General features: G+C 73.9%; 17 protein-coding genes, 2 tRNA genes and 1 pseudogene. 9 read left to right on the plus strand and 11 right to left on the minus strand.

The window, feature by feature from the left end:
* The first annotated feature begins 16 nt into the window (after positions 1 to 16).
* The gene (locus ACFY15_RS11925; RefSeq protein ID WP_390685961.1) at positions 17 to 1099 is read left to right on the plus strand and encodes an NAD(P)H-dependent flavin oxidoreductase; all 1083 of its coding nucleotides are present in this window, start codon (positions 17 to 19) and stop codon (positions 1097 to 1099) included.
* A gap of 29 nt (positions 1100 to 1128) precedes the next feature.
* Positions 1129 to 2058: a tyrosine-protein phosphatase gene (locus ACFY15_RS11930; RefSeq protein WP_390825415.1), complete on the plus strand. Its 930-nt coding sequence runs from the start codon at positions 1129 to 1131 to the stop codon at positions 2056 to 2058.
* Between the two features lie 77 nt (positions 2059 to 2135).
* On the opposite strand, the gene ACFY15_RS11935 is transcribed toward ACFY15_RS11930, so the two are convergent.
* The 5 genes from ACFY15_RS11935 to ACFY15_RS11955 form a co-directional block, all read right to left on the minus strand.
* Positions 2136 to 3818, minus strand: coding sequence for a DEAD/DEAH box helicase (locus tag ACFY15_RS11935; RefSeq protein ID WP_390825416.1), 1683 nt, complete (start codon positions 3816 to 3818; stop codon positions 2136 to 2138).
* 102 nt (positions 3819 to 3920) lie between these two features.
* The gene (locus tag ACFY15_RS11940) at positions 3921 to 4124 is read right to left on the minus strand and encodes a cold-shock protein (RefSeq protein WP_390685784.1); all 204 of its coding nucleotides are present in this window, start codon (positions 4122 to 4124) and stop codon (positions 3921 to 3923) included.
* A gap of 269 nt (positions 4125 to 4393) precedes the next feature.
* Positions 4394 to 5551 carry an acetyl-CoA C-acetyltransferase gene (locus ACFY15_RS11945; protein WP_390825417.1) on the minus strand — a complete coding sequence of 386 codons (1158 nt, stop codon included), beginning with the start codon at positions 5549 to 5551 and terminating at the stop codon, positions 4394 to 4396.
* A 41-nt stretch (positions 5552 to 5592) separates the two neighbouring features.
* Positions 5593 to 6243: a TetR/AcrR family transcriptional regulator gene (locus ACFY15_RS11950; RefSeq protein WP_390825418.1), complete on the minus strand. Its 651-nt coding sequence runs from the start codon at positions 6241 to 6243 to the stop codon at positions 5593 to 5595.
* A 203-nt stretch (positions 6244 to 6446) separates the two neighbouring features.
* Positions 6447 to 7253, minus strand: a complete 807-nt coding sequence (locus tag ACFY15_RS11955; RefSeq protein WP_390825419.1) for an SDR family oxidoreductase — start codon at positions 7251 to 7253, stop codon at positions 6447 to 6449.
* Between the two features lie 74 nt (positions 7254 to 7327).
* Between ACFY15_RS11955 and ACFY15_RS11960 the strand changes: the two genes are divergently transcribed.
* Together ACFY15_RS11960 and ACFY15_RS11965 are read left to right on the plus strand one after the other, a co-directional pair.
* Positions 7328 to 8473, plus strand: coding sequence for an acyl-CoA dehydrogenase family protein (locus tag ACFY15_RS11960; protein WP_390825420.1), 1146 nt, complete (start codon positions 7328 to 7330; stop codon positions 8471 to 8473).
* Positions 8473 to 9501 (plus strand): acyl-CoA dehydrogenase family protein, encoded by a 1029-nt coding sequence (locus ACFY15_RS11965; protein WP_390825421.1) that lies wholly within the window; start codon positions 8473 to 8475, stop codon positions 9499 to 9501. Before ACFY15_RS11960 ends, ACFY15_RS11965 begins: the two co-directional genes overlap by 1 nt.
* On the opposite strand, the gene ACFY15_RS11970 is transcribed toward ACFY15_RS11965, so the two are convergent.
* The 4 genes and pseudogenes from ACFY15_RS11970 to ACFY15_RS11985 form a co-directional block, all read right to left on the minus strand.
* A complete protein-coding gene (locus ACFY15_RS11970; RefSeq protein WP_390685778.1) occupies positions 9468 to 10193 on the minus strand; it encodes a class I SAM-dependent methyltransferase in 726 nt (241 codons plus the stop codon). The two genes, ACFY15_RS11965 and ACFY15_RS11970, sit on opposite strands and share 34 nt — an antisense overlap.
* A gap of 4 nt (positions 10194 to 10197) precedes the next feature.
* Positions 10198 to 10614, minus strand: coding sequence for a hypothetical protein (locus ACFY15_RS11975; RefSeq protein ID WP_390825422.1), 417 nt, complete (start codon positions 10612 to 10614; stop codon positions 10198 to 10200).
* Positions 10601 to 10953: pseudogene (locus ACFY15_RS11980) on the minus strand (hypothetical protein). The gene ACFY15_RS11975 and the pseudogene ACFY15_RS11980 overlap by 14 nt, the downstream one beginning before the upstream one ends.
* Before the next feature lie 42 nt (positions 10954 to 10995).
* Complete coding sequence (locus ACFY15_RS11985; protein WP_390685775.1) at positions 10996 to 11346, minus strand: hypothetical protein; 351 nt, start codon at positions 11344 to 11346, stop codon at positions 10996 to 10998.
* A 67-nt stretch (positions 11347 to 11413) separates the two neighbouring features.
* Between ACFY15_RS11985 and ACFY15_RS11990 the strand changes: the two genes are divergently transcribed.
* The 5 genes from ACFY15_RS11990 to ACFY15_RS12010 all read left to right on the plus strand — a co-directional run bounded on the left by ACFY15_RS11990 (position 11414) and on the right by ACFY15_RS12010 (position 13893).
* Positions 11414 to 11486 (plus strand) — tRNA-Ala (locus ACFY15_RS11990).
* Positions 11487 to 11547: 61 nt separating this feature from the next.
* Positions 11548 to 11621, plus strand: a tRNA-Ser gene (locus tag ACFY15_RS11995).
* A gap of 311 nt (positions 11622 to 11932) precedes the next feature.
* Positions 11933 to 12610, plus strand: coding sequence for a PadR family transcriptional regulator (locus ACFY15_RS12000; RefSeq protein ID WP_390825525.1), 678 nt, complete (start codon positions 11933 to 11935; stop codon positions 12608 to 12610).
* Positions 12607 to 13347, plus strand: coding sequence for a vWA domain-containing protein (locus ACFY15_RS12005; RefSeq protein WP_390685773.1), 741 nt, complete (start codon positions 12607 to 12609; stop codon positions 13345 to 13347). The genes ACFY15_RS12000 and ACFY15_RS12005 overlap by 4 nt, the downstream gene beginning before the upstream one ends.
* A 36-nt stretch (positions 13348 to 13383) precedes the next feature.
* Complete coding sequence (locus ACFY15_RS12010; RefSeq protein ID WP_390685772.1) at positions 13384 to 13893, plus strand: pyridoxamine 5'-phosphate oxidase family protein; 510 nt, start codon at positions 13384 to 13386, stop codon at positions 13891 to 13893.
* Between the two features lie 254 nt (positions 13894 to 14147).
* Here the strand turns inward: ACFY15_RS12010 and ACFY15_RS12015 are convergent, their stop codons facing one another.
* Positions 14148 to 14351 carry a DUF397 domain-containing protein gene (locus tag ACFY15_RS12015; RefSeq protein WP_390685771.1) on the minus strand — a complete coding sequence of 68 codons (204 nt, stop codon included), beginning with the start codon at positions 14349 to 14351 and terminating at the stop codon, positions 14148 to 14150.
* Complete coding sequence (locus ACFY15_RS12020; protein ID WP_390825423.1) at positions 14336 to 15172, minus strand: helix-turn-helix domain-containing protein; 837 nt, start codon at positions 15170 to 15172, stop codon at positions 14336 to 14338. Before ACFY15_RS12020 ends, ACFY15_RS12015 begins: the two co-directional genes overlap by 16 nt.
* Between the last annotated feature and the right edge of the window lie 147 nt (positions 15173 to 15319).

Raw genomic sequence — 15319 nt, forward strand, 5'->3', positions numbered from 1 at the left:
CGTGGCGGCGAGGGATCTGGGGACGGCGTTCACCAGGCTGGTCGGGGTCCGGTACCCGATCGTGCAGACGGGCATGGGCTGGGTGGCCGGCCCGCGGCTGGTGTCGGCGGCGGCCGAGGCGGGGGCGCTGGGCATCCTGGCCTCGGCGACGATGACGACGGAGCAGCTGCGGGCGGCCGTGCAGGAGGTGCGCTCCCGTACGGACGCGCCGTTCGGGGTCAACCTGCGGGCGGACGCGGGGGACGCGGCCGAGCGGGTGCGGCTGATCATCGACGAGGGTGTGCGGGTGGCGTCGTTCGCGCTGGCCCCGTCCCGGGAGCTGATCGCCCGGCTCAAGGACGCCGGGGTGGTGGTGATCCCGTCGGTGGGGGCGCGCCGGCACGCCGAGAAGGTCGCGGCCTGGGGCGCCGACGCGGTGATCGTGCAGGGCGGGGAGGGCGGCGGGCACACCGGGGACGTGGCCACCACGGTGCTGCTGCCGCAGGTCGTCGACGCGGTGGACGTCCCGGTGGTCGCGGCGGGCGGATTCCGTGACGGGCGGGGGCTGGTGGCGGCCCTGGCGTACGGGGCCGCGGGCATCGCCATGGGCACGCGGTTCCTGCTGACCTCGGACTCGACCGTCCCGGACGCCGTGAAGGCCGAGTACCTGAAGGCCGGCGTCAAGGACGTCACCGTCACCACGGCCGTGGACGGGATGCCGCACCGGATGCTGCGCACCGAGCTGGTGGCGTCCCTGGAGCGGGCGGGCCGGGCCGGGGCCCTGGCCCGGGCGGTGCGGCACGCGGCCGGGTTCCGGCGGCTGTCGGGGCTCTCCTGGTCCCGGATGGTGCGCGACGGTCTGGCGATGAAGCACGGCAGGGACCTGTCCTGGAGCCAGGTCCTGCTCGCCGCGAACACCCCCATGCTCCTCAGGGCGTCCATGGTCGAGGGCCGTACGGACCTCGGTGTCATGGCATCGGGCCAGGTCGCGGGGGTGATCGAGGATCTGCCGTCGTGTGCGGAGCTCGTCGACCGCGTCATGGCCGAAGCGCACGCCGTGCTGGACCGGCTGCACGCGTCCGGCCCGCACCCGCCCGGCACCCTGCCACCACCAGGGTGATCCCCTTCTCCGTCACAGGAGTCGCCCGTATGAGACGTGCCCGCATCCGCCTGGCGGCCGCGGCGGCCGCCGCCGCTCTCGCCGCCGCCCTGCCCGCCGCCGCCGAGGCGGCGGCTCCGGCAGCCGTGGCCCGTACCCCGCACCACCAGCTCCGGTCGGCGGCCGGGGCGATCCGGCAGATCCCCCTCCAGGGGGCCGTCAACCTCCGGGACGTCGGCGGGTACGCCACGTACACCGGGGGCCGGGTCCGCCAGGGGCTGGTCTACCGCTCCGACGCACTGAGCAGGCTGACCGCGGCGGACATCACCACCGTCTCCGGTCTCGGCCTCACGAAGGCCGTCGATTTCCGCATCCCGACGGAGCTCCAGTACGACGGCGCCGACCGGCTGCCGCAGGGGCTCTCCCCCACCTCCCGCCCGGTCAGCGACCTGGGGCTGTACGGCACCCTGGTCGGCGCGATATCCAGCGGCGACCCCGTGAAGCAGGAGCAGATGCTCGGCGGCGGGCGGGCCGAGGCCTACATGCGGGACATCTACCGCACGTTCGTGACGAGCCCCGAGAACAGGGCGCAGTTCGCGGCGACCCTGCGGGAGCTCGCGGACGGGAACCAGGGCCCGCTGCTCTACCACTGCACCTCGGGCAAGGACCGGACGGGCTGGATGAGCTACGTCCTGCTGCGCGCGCTGGCCGTGCCGCAGGAGACGGCCGAGAGCGACTACCTGGCCTCGAACACCTTCCGGGCGGCGTACGACGCCCAGGTGCGCGCGGGCCTCAAGCAGTCGGGCCGGATGCAGAACCCGGACCTGCTGATCCCGCTCCAGGAGGTCCGGCAGGACTACCTGGACGCCGCGACCGCCCGGATGGAGGCCGACTACGGCGGCTTCTACGGCTATCTGACGGACGGTCTGGGCCTGGACCTGCGGACGCTGTCGAAGCTCCAGAGCAGGCTGGTCCGGTAGAGCCGCGGGGGAAAACGGGACGGCGCCGGGCAGTGCTCTGCCCGGCGCCGTCGGCGCGCTGTGCGGGGTTGCGGGGCTCAGACCGCCCGGCGGCGTCCCTGCCCGGCCGTGCCGACGCGGCTGCGCGCCGAGGCCGCGGCCGCGCCGCCGCCGGAGACGGAGCCGCCCGTACCGCGCCGGGACTGGCCGGCGGAGCCGGAGCCCTGGCCGCCCTGGCCGCGCCGGGACTGGCCCGCCCCGGAGCCGGCGGGGGCCTGGCCGGAGCCGCCGGACGCGCCGGAGCCGGAGCGCCGGCCGCGGCCGCCGGAGGCGGGGGCGCCGGAGGCGGCGGTGCGCGGCGTGCCCGAGCGGCGGCGCGAGGAGCCCGAGCCGGCGCCCGAGCCGCTGCGCGGCTTGGGCTGCGGGGGCTGCGGGACCTCGAGGACGACGGGGATGCCGGAGGGCTCGCGGGCGCCGGTCAGCTCGGCGAGTGCCTCGTCGGAGGACTTGATCTGCGCGGTGCGCGGGGAGATCCCCGCGTCCGACATCAGCCGGGTCATGTCCCGCTTCTGGTCGGGCAGGACCAGGGTGACCACGCTGCCGGACTCGCCGGCGCGGGCGGTGCGGCCGCCGCGGTGCAGGTAGTCCTTGTGGTCGGTGGGCGGGTCGACGTTGACGACGAGGTCGAGGTCGTCGATGTGGATGCCGCGCGCGGCCACGTTGGTGGCGATCAGCGCGGTGACCTCACCGGTCTTGAACCAGTCCAGGGTGCGGTTGCGCTGCGGCTGGGAGCGTCCGCCGTGCAGGCCGGAGGCGCGCACGCCCTCCGCGAGGAGCTTCTTGACCATGCGGTCGACGCCGCGCTTGGTGTCGACGAACATGATGACCCGGCCGTCGCGGGCGGCTATGCGCGTGGCCACGGCCTTCTTGTCGGTCTCGTCCATGACGTACAGGACGTGGTGCTCCATGGTGGTGACCGCACCGGCCGACGGGTCGACGGAGTGGCCGACGGGGTCGTCCAGGAACATCTTGACGAGCTTGTCGACGTTCTTGTCGAGGGTCGCCGAGAACAGCATGGTCTGCCCGCCGGGCGCGACCTGCTTGAGCAGGGCGGTGACCTGCGGCATGAAGCCCATGTCGGTCATCTGGTCGGCCTCGTCGAGGACGGTGATCGACACCTGCGAGAGGTCGGCGTCACCGCGGTCGATGAGGTCCTTGAGGCGGCCGGGGGTGGCGACGAGCACCTCGGCACCGCGCCGCAGCGCGCCCGCCTGCCGGTTGATGGACATGCCGCCGACGACAGTCGCGACGCGCAGGTTGACGGCCGTGGCATACGGGGTCAGGGCGTCGGTGACCTGCTGCGCGAGCTCGCGGGTCGGTACGAGGACCAGCGCGAGCGGCGCCTTGGGCTGGGCGCGGCGGCCGGAGGTGCGGGCGAGCAGGGCCAGGCCGAAGGCGAGGGTCTTGCCGGAGCCGGTGCGTCCGCGGCCGAGGAGGTCGCGGCCCGCCAGGGAGTTCGGCAGGGTGGCGGCCTGGATGGGGAAGGGCTCGGTCACGCCCTGGGCGGCGAGGGTCTTCAGCAGCGCCTCGGGCATGTCCATGTCCTCGAACGCGGCCACCGGCGGGAGGGCCGGGGTCAGCGGTTCGGGCATGGTGAATTCCTGCGGCCGGGCCACGGGTGCGGGCTTCTGCCGTCCCGCACCAGCCTTCGGACGTCCCTGGGCCGCACCTCGGCCCCGGCTGGGGCGGCGGCCGGGTCGTGCGGAGCTGGAGCTGGTCATGCGGAAAAGCCCTCCTGAAACCGGCAGGTCAGACAAACGGTCGAAACAGCAGACAAGCCGGGGTCCGCACCTCGCGGCGCGGACCCCGGCATGCTGAGGAAATTAGGCGGGCTGGATGTTCTCCGCCTGGGGGCCCTTCTGGCCCTGCGTCACGTCGAAGGACACGCGCTGGCCCTCCTGGAGCTCACGGAAGCCCTGCATGGCGATGTTCGAGTAGTGGGCGAAGACGTCCGGGCCGCCGCCGTCCTGCTCGATGAAGCCGAAGCCCTTTTCCGAGTTGAACCACTTCACGGTGCCAAGTGCCATTTGAATCTCCTGAATAGGCGGCAAGGGCCCCATCCGGGAGAATCCGGCAAAAACAATAAAAGCGCCTGCGGAGCAATCCCGTCAGGCGCACATAAAGTTCATGGGTACCACAACTGCAACGCCACCAAGTTAGCACACCTCGGCCGGGAACCGCTGCCCCCGGAACGCAGGCCCCGCCGCGGACCGGACGCGCCCGACCCCCGGGAGGCCTTCGCCGGTGCGGGCTCGGGGGCCGCGTCCGGGCGGCCCCGCGTCCGCCGGCGCCCGGGTCAGAGGCGTTCGATGATCGTGACGTTGGCCTGGCCGCCGCCCTCGCACATGGTCTGGAGGCCGTAGCGGCCGCCGGTGCGCTCCAGCTCGTGCAGGAGCGTGGTCATCAGCTTCACGCCGGTCGCCCCGAGGGGGTGGCCCAGGGCGATCGCGCCGCCGTTGACGTTGACGCGGGCGGGGTCGGCGCCCGTCTCCTTCAGCCAGGCCAGCACCACCGGGGCGAAGGCCTCGTTGATCTCGACCAGGTCGATGGCGTCGAGGGTCAGGCCGGTCTTCTTCAGCGCGTGGGCGGTGGCGGGGATCGGGGCCGACAGCATCCGGATCGGGTCCTCGCCGCGCACCGACAGGTGGTGGATCCGGGCGCGGGGCGTGAGACCGTGCTCCGCCACCGCCCGCTCGGAGGCGATCAGCATCGCCGCGGCGCCGTCGGAGACCTGGGAGGAGACGGCCGCCGTGATGGTGCCGCCCTCCACGACCGGCTTCAGCCCCGCCATCTTCTCCAGGCTGGTGTCCCGGCGCGGCCCCTCGTCGACCGTCACCTCCCCGTAGGGGACGGTCTCGCGGTCGAAGCGGCCCTCGTCGATGGCGCGGACGGCCCGCCGGTGCGAGGTGAGGGCGAACTCCTCCATGTCCCGCCGGGAGATCCCCCACTTCCCGGCGATGAGCTGCGCCCCGTGGAACTGGTTGACGGGGGCGTCCCCGTACCGGGCGCGCCAGCCGGCCGAGCCCGCGTAGGGACCCTCGGTGAGGCCCAGGGGCTCGGCCGCCTGCCGGGAGGCGAAGGCGATCGGGATCATCGACATGTTCTGGGTGCCTCCCGCGACGACCAGGTCCTGGGTTCCGGAGAGCACGCCCTGGGCGGCGAAGTGCACGGCCTGCTGGGAGGAGCCGCACTGCCGGTCGACGGTGACGCCGGGGACCTCCTCGGGCAGCCCGGCGGCCAGCCAGGCGGTCCGTGCGATGTCGCCCGCCTGCGGGCCGACCGTGTCGAGGCAGCCGAACACCACGTCCTCCACGGCGGCCGGGTCCACCCCGGTCCGCTCGACGAGCGCCCTGAGGACGTGCGCCCCCAGGTCCGCGGGGTGGACCTGGGACAGGCCGCCGCCGCGCCGCCCGACGGGGGTGCGCACGGCGTCGACTATGTAGGCCTCGGGCATCGGGGGCTCCTCTGCTGGCTGCTGTCTGCTGGCTGCTGCTTCTAGGGGCGTACGGCGATCCCGTCGAGCACCATGGACAGGTACTGGCGGGCGATCTCCTCGGGGCTGTGCTGTCCGCCCGGCCGGTACCAGGACGCCGCGACCCACACCGTGTCGCGGACGAAGCGGTAGGTGAGGCGGATGTCGAGGTCGGCCCGGAAGACCCGGGCTGCGACCCCCCGCTCCAGCGTCCCCAGCCACGCCTTCTCGAACTTCACCTGCGAGTCGGAGAGGTAGTGGAAGCGGGGCTGGGCGGAGAGGGTGCGGGCCTCCTTCTGGTAGATGGCGACGGCGGCGCGGTGCCGGTCGATCTCGCGGAAGGACTCGGTGACGAGGGCCTCGATGGTCTCCCGGGGGCCGAGGCCCGCCGCGAGGACGGCGTCGTACCCGTCCCACAGCTCGGTCAGGAAGGCCGAGAGGATCTCGTCGAGCATCGACTCCTTGGAGTCGAAGTGGTAGTAGAGGCTGCCGGCGAGCATCCCGGCAGCGTCGGCGATCTTGCGGACGGTGGTGGCGTTGTAGCCCTGGGCGGCGAAGACCTCGGCGGCGGTGTCGAGGAGTTCCCGGCGCCGCTCGGGCGAGGGGGTCACCTGCGGCTTCTTCTTCGCGGCCGGCCCGGCGGCCGGCCCGGCGTTCGGCTTGTTCGTTGGCACGGCCCCATTCTGGGCCAGGCGGTGTCCATCGGATCAGGCCGGACCAGGGAGCGGCGGCCGGCGCCGTGCATCGCAAGGCGGACGAAGGAGCCGCTGCGGTCGGGGCAGCTCCCAGCGGAGCCGGGGGACATCGGCGGCTGAGGACGACGGGGCGAGGCGCGGTGCCGGGCGTCGCGAACCCGGCCTGATCCACAGGACACCGCCTAGGCGCGCTGGCTGCTGACGGAGACCGTCTCGCCCGTCATGTAGGACGAGTAGCCGCTGGCCAGGAAGACGATGACGTTGGCGACCTCCCACGGCTCGGCGTACCGGCCGAAGGCCTCGCGGGCGGTGAGTTCGGCGAGCAGCTCCTCGCTGGTGACCTTCACCAGGTGCGGGTGCATGGCGAGGCTCGGGGCGACCGCATTGACCCGTACGCCGAACGCGGCGGCCTCCAGTGCCGCGCAGCGGGTCAGGGCCATCACCCCGGCCTTGGCGGCGGCGTAGTGGGCCTGGCCGGTCTGGGCGCGCCAGCCGATGACGGAGGCGTTGTTGACGACGACGCCCGCGCGCCCGGAGTCCTTGAAGGCGCGCAGGGCGGCGCGGGTGCAGCGGAAGGTGCCGTTCAGGGTGACGTCGAGGACGCGGGTCCACTGGGCGTCGGTCATGTCGACGAGGTCGGCGGTGCCGCCGAGTCCGGCGTTGTTGACGACGGTGTCGAGGCCGCCGTGGAGCCGCTCGGCGTGCACGAAGAGGGCCCGGACCTGCTCCTCGTCGGTGACGTCGCAGGGCAGGGAGGCGACCCGGTCCGCGCCGAACTCGGCGGCGAGGGCGGCCTCGGTCTCCTTCAGGCGGCGGGCGTGGGCGTCGCCGATCAGGACGCGGGCCCCCTCCTCCAGGAAGCGGCGGGCGGTGGCGCCGCCGATCCCGGCCCCGGCGGCAGCCGTGATGACGGCGGTGCGGCCGTGCAGCAGGCCGTGGGCGGGGACGTACGCGGGCGCCTCGCTGCGGGACTCCTCGACGCTGCTCATGGCCATACGTTAACCTACCAAACACTTGTTAGGGAAGCGTGCGGCGGCGCCGCCCCGAAGGAGGCGAACGGCTGATGGACCTCGACCACTCCCCCGAGGTGGCGGCCTTCCGGGCCGAGGCCCGGGCCTGGCTGCGCGAGCACGTGCCGGACCGCCCGCTGCCCTCGCTGGAGACCCGGGAGGGCTTCACGGCCCACCGGGAGTGGGAGGCGCGGCTGCACGCGGACCGCTGGTCGGCGGTGTCCTGGCCCGAGGAGTACGGGGGCCGGGGCGCGGACATCGAGCGGTGGCTGGTCTTCGAGGAGGAGTACTGGGCGGCGGGCGCGCCCGGCCGGGTCTCGCAGAACGGCATCAGCCTGCTGGCCCCCACCCTCTTCGACCACGCCACGCCGGAGCAGCGGGCGCGGGTGCTGCCGTCCATGGCGAGCGGCGAGGTGATCTGGGCGCAGGCCTGGTCGGAGCCGGAGGCGGGCTCCGACCTGGCCTCGCTGAGGTCGCGGGCGGTGCGCACCGCGGGCGGCTGGCTGCTGTCGGGGCAGAAGACCTGGTCGTCGCGGGCCGCCTTCGCCGACCGGGCCTTCGGCATCTTCCGTACGGACCCGGGGGCCGCGAGGCCCCACCAGGGGCTGACGTACCTGATGTTCGGCCTGCGGGCGCCGGGCGTGACCGTACGGCCCGTCGGGCGCCTCGACGGCAAGCCGGCCTTCGCGGAGCTCTTCCTGGACGGGGTCTTCGTCCCGGACGAGGACGTGATCGGGGAGCCGGGGCAGGGCTGGCGGATCGCGATGTCGACCACCGGGAACGAGCGCGGGCTGACCCTGCGCTCCCCCGGCCGGTTCCTGGCGGCCGCCGGCCGGCTGGCCGGCCTGTGGCGGGAGCAGGGGGACCCGGCGGACACGGCGCTGCGCGACCGGGTCGCGGACGCGGTGGTCGGGGCGCGCGCCTACGAGCTGTTCACCTGGGCCGGTGCCACCCGCTTCGCGGCGGGCGGGCGGATCGGCGCCGAATCCAGCCTGAACAAGGTGTTCTGGTCGCAGTACGACATCGCCCTGCACGAGACGGCCCTGGACCTGCTGGGCCCGGACGCCGAGCTGGCCGACGGGCCATGGGCAGAGCCCTGGGTGTTCTCGCTGGCCGGGCCGATCTACGCGGGGACGAACGAGATCCAGCGCGACATCATCGCCGAGCGGCTGCTCGGCCTCCCGAAGGGCCGCCGCTGATGCGCTTCCTGCCGACCGGCGAACAGTCCGACTTCGCCCGTACCCTGCGCTCCCTGCTGAGCGCGGCCGGGGTCCCCGCGACCGTACGGGCCTGGGCGGCCGGGGACCACGGGCCCGGGCTGGCCCTGTGGTCCCGGCTGGGGGACACGGGCCTGTGCGCACTGGCCGCGCCGGAGGCCTACGAGGGGCTGGGACCGCTGCCGGTGGAGCTGGCGCTCGGGTTCGTGGAACTGGGGCGGGCGGGGGTGGCGGGGCCGGTGGTGGAGACGGCCGCGGCGGTGGTGCTGCTGGGGGAGCTGGCCCGGCTCGGGGACGAGGGGCCGGCGAAACGGTTCCTCCCGGGGCTGGTCGCGGGTGAGGCCCTGGCCACCCTGACCCTGCCGGGCGGCTCCCCGTACGCGCTGGACCCGGACGCGGCCGCGTACTGCTTCACGGTGTCCGCCGGGCCTTCGGGAGGCGAGCTGCGGATGGCGCCGGGCGCCGGGGAGCGGCTGCCCTCCCTGGACCCGGCACGCGGGCTCGGCGTCCCGGCGGCGGGCGGGGAGCTTCTGGCGTCGGGCCCGGCCGTCCCGGCCGCCGCCGCGACGGCCGCGCGGTGGGCAAGGCTGCTGACGGCGGCCCAGTGCCTGGGCGTGGGCGAGGAACTGCTGGCCCGCACGGTGGAGTACGCGAAGCGGCGCACCCAGTTCGGGGCGCCAATCGGGAGCTTCCAGGCCGTCAAGCACCGGCTGGCGGACACCCTGCTGGACCTGGAGTTCGCCCGGCCGCTGCTGTGGGCGGCGGCGCTGTCCCTGGCGGACGGGGACGTCGCGGCGGCGAAGCTGACCGCCGGCGAGGCGGCGTACGCGGCCGCCCGCACCGCCCTCCAGTTGCACGGCGCGGTCGGCTACACGGAGGAGCTGGACCTGTCGCTGTGGCTGCGCAGGGCCCGGCCGCTGCGCGACGCGTGGGGCGGCCCGTCGCAGTGCCGGGCGGAGGTCGTCCGCGGCCTGCCTCAGACGACCGCCACGCGCAGGGTGACCACGTAGGACTCCTCGACCGTCCCGCCGGGGAAGAGCTCCAGCAGCCGCTCCCGCTCCGCCCCGGTGAACTCCCGGGTGGCGGGTTCCCCGAGGAGGAGGAAGGCAGAGTGGCTGGAGAGGTTGGCGAGGTGCGCGTCCAGCGGGATCCGGCGCGACCAGCGGACCTCGCGGGTGGTGAGGTCCAGGCCTTCCGGGGTCTGGCGCGGCGGGGGGCCGGCGGGGGCCCCGAAGAGCTCCGCGATCCGCTGGTCCTGCTCGGCGATCCACGGGACGGACGGGTCCAGGTCGTTCCACCAGAGGGCGAGGGCACCGCCCGGGCGCAGGACGCGGCGGGCCTCGGGGACGGAGCGGGCCGGGTCGGTCCAGTGCCAGGCCTGGGCGTAGGTGAGAAGGTCGAAGGCGCCGGTGGCCAGGGGGAGGCGGTCGCCGTCGCCGCGCACGAGCGGGATCGCGGGGTGCGCGCGGCGGAACTCGGCGGCCATGCCGTCGCCGGGCTCCACGGCGAGCACCCGCGCCCCGCGGGCGTGCAGCAGGGCGCTGGCGATCCCGGTCCCGGCCCCCGCGTCGGCCACCCGGGCCCCGCGCAGCGGTATCCCGGCGAGCTCCTCGACGGCGTCGAACAGCGCCTCGGGATAGCCGGGCCGGGAGGCGTGGTAGAGGGCGGCGGCGGCATCGAAGGACCGGGCGCGAGTCGTCATGCCGTCATTCTCTGCCGCTCCGGCGCCTGTTGACGACGGGTTGTCCCGCCGGTCCCGCGCGGCGCAGCGCCTCGGCGAGCCTCGCGGCCTCGGGTCCGGTGGCCTCGTACCCCTCCCGGACGACCCGCCGCACGTCGGCGAGCGAGAGCCCCAGCTCGGCGCGGAGCACCTTCATCACGGCGGCCCCGGCCCGGGGGAACTCCAGGCGGGTGGGCCCGTGTGCGGCGAGGAGCCGGCCGCGCAGGGCGGCCGGCGGCTCGTCCCGGCCACAGTCGAGGAGCTCCGCTCCGCAGGCCTCGCAGTGGTGCTCGGACCCCCACTCCAGCCTCCCTCCGGTCCAGGCCAGCCCGGCGGTGACCTCCGCGGTGGCGGGGCAGGAGGGGCAGGGGGCGGCGTACACGATTTCCTCAGCGGAACTCACGCACCACCTCGATCCGCCCGACGATGTGGGCATTGAACTCCGGCAGCTCCTCCGCCGGAACCCACAGCTCCAGGATCGTCTCGCCGCCCGCCGGACCGGGTAGCGCTCCAGGAAGGCCGAGTCCACCTCGAAGCGGGTGACGAAGCCCGCCCCGTCGTGCCTGACGTTCCAGTCGCGGGCGATCCGGACCGCGTAGTCCTCGTTCAGCACCGGGTAGAAGATCGGCTGCTCGGGCAGCCGGGGCGGCCAGGCGCGCCGGTCGAGGGCGCGGACCAGGTCGAGCTCGACGGGACCGGTGGGGCGCCAGAGGGTGGTGGTGGGCAGAGGGCTGCTGGACATACGGGCGACCCTAGGCGGGGCGGCGGCGCCGGGCGAGCGGATTCAGCGGCGGACGCGGCGGGGCGGCGGACGCCGGCGGACACGGCCCCGGCCGCGCCGCGTGAGCCGCAGCAGGGCCGCCGTCTGGAGCAGCAGCAACAGTCCGAGCGCCACCAGGGCCGCGGCCCCGTGCCCGTCCCAGGCGGTGGCCCCGGCCCGGGCGACGCCGACCGCGGTGAGCGCGACGAGGAAGCGGGCCGCGAACTCCGCGTCGGTGCCGTGCGGCACGGCCGAGCCGGCCACGAACACCGCCAGCAGCACGGGGATCCAGGGCGTCCCGGGGTCGCGCAGCAGCAGGGCGGCCCCGGACTCCACGGCGAGGAGCAGGACGTTGCGCAGGAGAAATCCAGGCATGGACACATCATGCCGGGGAAATCCCCGCGCACGTCCGCCCCGGATCCGCCTAAGATCGAACACAAGGCGGGGTCGTAGCACAGAGGCAGTGCGCCTACACAGCATGGAGGAGGACGCCGGTTCGAATCCGGCCGCCCCGTCCCCTCATCCCTCCCGCCGGCCCGGGCCGCCCCGGCCGGCGGTTACGCTCTCCGGCAAGGACGGGGCCGTAGCACAGAGGTCGTTGCGCCTCCCTGCTCAGGAGGAGGACGCCGGTTCGAATCCGGCCGCCCCGTCCCCCTGCCCCCGCGGCCCGTGGCGGCCGGCCAGGCCGCCCCCGCACGGGCCGCCGCGGCGGGCAGCGGCAGGCCGAGGAGGCCGTGGAAAACCCCCGAGTACAGCCGGACCTCGCAGTCCACCCCCGCCGCACCCAGCCGGCGCGCGCCCTGGCCTCGCCCGGCGCCGGTGATGACGACGACCTTCCCGTCCAGCGAGATCACGCTTCCTCCATACGAACGGCGGGAGTTGAGCGAGCGCATGCCTCATCGGAATGCTTCTGGCGGTCATGCCCATCGGGCGGAAGGGCACCGCGGCAACCGGTCGTAGACTGCGCTGCGTGGCAGACGAGACGGCAGAAGAGACCCCCGGCGAGGCGGCCCGGCGCACGCTCCCCGCGACCAGCTGGGCCGTGCTCGGGCTGCTCTCCTTCGGCGAGGAACTCTCCGGCTACGACCTGAAGAAGTGGGCGGACCGGTCGCTGCGCTTCTTCTACTGGAGCCCCTCCTTCAGCCAGATCTACAGCGAGCTCAAGCGCCTGGAGAAGGCCGGCTACGCCTCCTCCCGGATGGTCGCCCAGGACTCCGGCACCCGCGACAAGCGGGTGTACCGGATCACCGGCGAGGGCATGGACGCCGTATGCCACTGGGCGCGCGAGACGCCCGTCGACCCGCCGGTGCTCAAGCACGGGCCGATGCTGCGGCTGTGGCTGGGTCACCTGCTGGAGCCGGCGCAGATGCGGGAACTCCTGCTCCAGCAACAGGAGTTCGCCGAGGGCATGCGGCGCGGCGCGGAGGCGGACGTGGCGGCCGCGCAGGAGGACAAGGCCTGGGCCTACCCCACCCTCACCCTCAAGTGGGCCGAGCGGTACTACGCCTCCGAGCGCGACCTGGCGGCGGCCATGCTGGAGGACATCGAGGCCCTGCGCGCGCCCGGATCCACCGGCGCCGCCGGTGCCTCCGATCCCTCCGATCCCTCCGATCCCTCCGGAACGGACCGCACCCCGTGACCGCCGCCGCGGGCCGCAGTGCGATCGACCTCCGCAAGGTCGAGGAGGCCGCCCCCGCCCTCGTCAGCCTGTACAAGAGCGCCGGGGTCTCCCTCCGCAAGCACGGCCTGGACGGCGGGCGGGCCTCGGTCTACCTGGTCCTGGACTACTCCGGATCCATGCGCCCCTACTACCGGGACGGCAGCGTGCAGGCCCTCGCGGACCGCGTCCTGGGCCTGTCGGCGCACCTGGACTCCGACGGCCGCGTCCCCGTCGTCTTCTTCTCCACCGGGGTCGACGCGATCGAGGAGGTCTCGCTCCGCGGCCACGAGGGACGGGTCACCGAGATCGCCTCCGGCCTCGGCCACATGGGGAAGACCGCCTACCACCTGGCCATGGACGCGGTGATCGACCACTACCTGGACTCCGGCTCCCCCGACCCGGCCCTGGTCGTCTTCCAGACGGACGGCGGGCCCGTGGACAGGACCGCGGCGGAGCGGTACCTGTGCAAGGCGGCCCGGCTCCCCCTGTTCTGGCAGTTCGTCGGCTTCGGCAACACCCGCAGCAGCCAGTTCGACTTCCTGCGCCGCCTGGACGAGCTGCCCGTGCCGCAGAAGCGGGTAGTGGACAACGCGGGCTACTTCCACGCGGGCGAGGACCCGGGGGCCGTCCCGGACGCCGAACTGTACGACCGCCTCGTCGGCGAGTTCCCGGCCTGGCTGGCGGCGGCGCGCCGGGCGGGCGTCGTGCGCGCCTGACCGGCCGTCGTCCGGGGTGCGCGCTTTGATGAGCGTATGACGATGAACAACTGGGCGGCGTTCGAGAAGGCGGAACCGGAGTTCGCGGCGGCGGTTCGGGCCCGCTTCGAGCAGTTCCCGCACCACGTCCTGGCCACCCTGCGCAAGGACGGCTCCCCCCGGGCGACCGGGCTGAACGTGGAGTTCCGCGGCGGCGAGCTGTGGCTGGGCATGATGGCGGGCTCGATGAAGGCCCGCGACCTCCAGCGCGACCCGCGCTTCGCCCTGCACACCAACCCGGGGGCGGGCGACACCATGCCCGACGGGGACGTACGGGTCTCCGGCCGCGCGGTGGAGATCGTGGACCCGCCCGAGCTGCACCGGTACGCGGAGGAGAAGGACACCCCGCACCCCTTCCACCTCTTCCACGCCGACCTGACCGAGGTGGTCCACACCGCCGTCGACGGCGAGGAGCTGGTCGTCCGCAGCTGGACCCCGGCGCGCGGACTGCGCGTCCTGCGCCGGGGCAACGACGACGAGCCGGCCCGCGAGGTCCCCGCCGGCTGACCCGGGGCCCGCCGTGCGGGCGGGCGACGGGGCCCGCACCCCGCGGCCGGGCGGGGCGGTGCCTGGACGAACACCCGGACCGCAACCCGGCCCCCTTCACCCTGGACTGCCCGGCCCACCTCACGACCCCCCTGGGCACGGGCCTCCACGGCGGCTTCGGAGCCGTGGTCACCACCTCGATCCCCACCCTCCGCTGGGCCGCCACGGTCGTCCAGCCGGAGTAGCCGGCCCCGTCGGACAGACGCGGTACGAGATCAGGCCCGGCGGCTCTTGACGTCCTGGATGAACGAAGCCCAGGCGGCCCCGGCGAAGACGACCACGGGGCCGTCACCGGCTTGCTTGCTGTCGCGGACGGGGACCATGCCGGGGACGTCGTCGGACACCTCGACGCAATCACCACCATCCCCATTGCTGTACGAGGACTTCCGCCAGTACAGGCCGTTCACGTCTGCACGCATGCCGCGTACTCCTCCGCCACCGACTCGATCAAGGTCAGGGACACCTCTGGTGACAGCGCAGCGGCCCTAGCTAGATCGTATGACTTCCAGTAGCGCCGGACCAGGGCCGGATAGTCGAGCAGTTGCCCCGCGTACGGGCCCTCCGTGTAGGCCACGTCGGGCGCATCGGCGAACTGCATGATGCGCACCATGGAGCCCAATGCGCCGTGGGCCCCGGCCGCGAATGGCACGATCTGCATGGTGATCCGGTGGGCACGGACATACGAAGCGATGTGTCGCAACTGAGCCGCCATCACGGCAGGTCCGCCGACCAGTGTCCGCAGCACCGACTCGTGCAGGACCACCCACATCTCGGGGGACTCTGGATCCACGAGGAGCCGTGCGCGTTCGATGCGTGCCACGACCAGAGCTTCAACACGCTCGGCAAGCGCGGTCGGGCTGGTGGCCCGAATCACGGCCCGGGCGTAGTCCTCCGTCTGGAGCAGCCCGGGAACCAGCGTGCAGGCGTACTCGTATGTGGCCGTTGCCAGGCCTTCGAGCTCGACTGCGGCGGCGAAGTACTCACTGTGCTTGGACTTGAACGCTCTGGCCAGGCGGGTGAAATAGTCCCCTGTGTTCAGCTCCCTGTCGAGCAACTCCGCGATCTCTGGGCGCAGCCTCCGCGTGCCGCACTCCATCTGCCCGACGTACGACCCACTCGTGAAGATCTTCTCGCCCAGACCCTCCTGGGTCAGCCCGGCCGCCTCGCGGTGCCGCCGCAGTTCCTCGCGCGCGAACTCCTCCGGCGTCTGCGCCCCGTCCTCGTCCTTCGGCTTGGCCATGAGCCAACTCCCCGCGTCCGCAGTACCCTTGCTCCGCGAAAAAGCCTAGACCCGCCAACCTGACGATTCAGCCGAACGCATTCATACGACTACCGAACGCCACCGCGCCCGCCATCCCTGGTCGGGGACATGGCGGGCGCGGTGTCG

The organism is Streptomyces sp. NPDC001373, from assembly GCF_042895815.1.
GTDB lineage: Bacteria > Actinomycetota > Actinomycetes > Streptomycetales > Streptomycetaceae > Streptomyces.

Bases quoted from the DNA above. Each gene is read 5' to 3' on its own strand.
- ACFY15_RS11930 (WP_390825415.1), top strand. From the start codon at position 1,129: ATGAGACGTGCCCGCATCCGCCTGGCGGCCGCGGCGGCCGCCGCCGCT.
- ACFY15_RS11935 (WP_390825416.1), bottom strand. From the start codon at position 3,818: ATGACCAGCTCCAGCTCCGCACGACCCGGCCGCCGCCCCAGCCGGGGC.
- ACFY15_RS11940 (WP_390685784.1), bottom strand. From the start codon at position 4,124: ATGGCACTTGGCACCGTGAAGTGGTTCAACTCGGAAAAGGGCTTCGGC.
- ACFY15_RS11945 (WP_390825417.1), bottom strand. From the start codon at position 5,551: ATGCCCGAGGCCTACATAGTCGACGCCGTGCGCACCCCCGTCGGGCGG.
- ACFY15_RS11955 (WP_390825419.1), bottom strand. From the start codon at position 7,253: ATGAGCAGCGTCGAGGAGTCCCGCAGCGAGGCGCCCGCGTACGTCCCC.
- ACFY15_RS11960 (WP_390825420.1), top strand. From the start codon at position 7,328: ATGGACCTCGACCACTCCCCCGAGGTGGCGGCCTTCCGGGCCGAGGCC.
- ACFY15_RS11965 (WP_390825421.1), top strand. From the start codon at position 8,473: ATGCGCTTCCTGCCGACCGGCGAACAGTCCGACTTCGCCCGTACCCTG.
- ACFY15_RS11970 (WP_390685778.1), bottom strand. From the start codon at position 10,193: ATGACGACTCGCGCCCGGTCCTTCGATGCCGCCGCCGCCCTCTACCAC.
- ACFY15_RS11985 (WP_390685775.1), bottom strand. From the start codon at position 11,346: ATGCCTGGATTTCTCCTGCGCAACGTCCTGCTCCTCGCCGTGGAGTCC.
- ACFY15_RS12010 (WP_390685772.1), top strand. From the start codon at position 13,384: ATGACGATGAACAACTGGGCGGCGTTCGAGAAGGCGGAACCGGAGTTC.
- ACFY15_RS12015 (WP_390685771.1), bottom strand. From the start codon at position 14,351: ATGCGTGCAGACGTGAACGGCCTGTACTGGCGGAAGTCCTCGTACAGC.
- ACFY15_RS12020 (WP_390825423.1), bottom strand. From the start codon at position 15,172: ATGGCCAAGCCGAAGGACGAGGACGGGGCGCAGACGCCGGAGGAGTTC.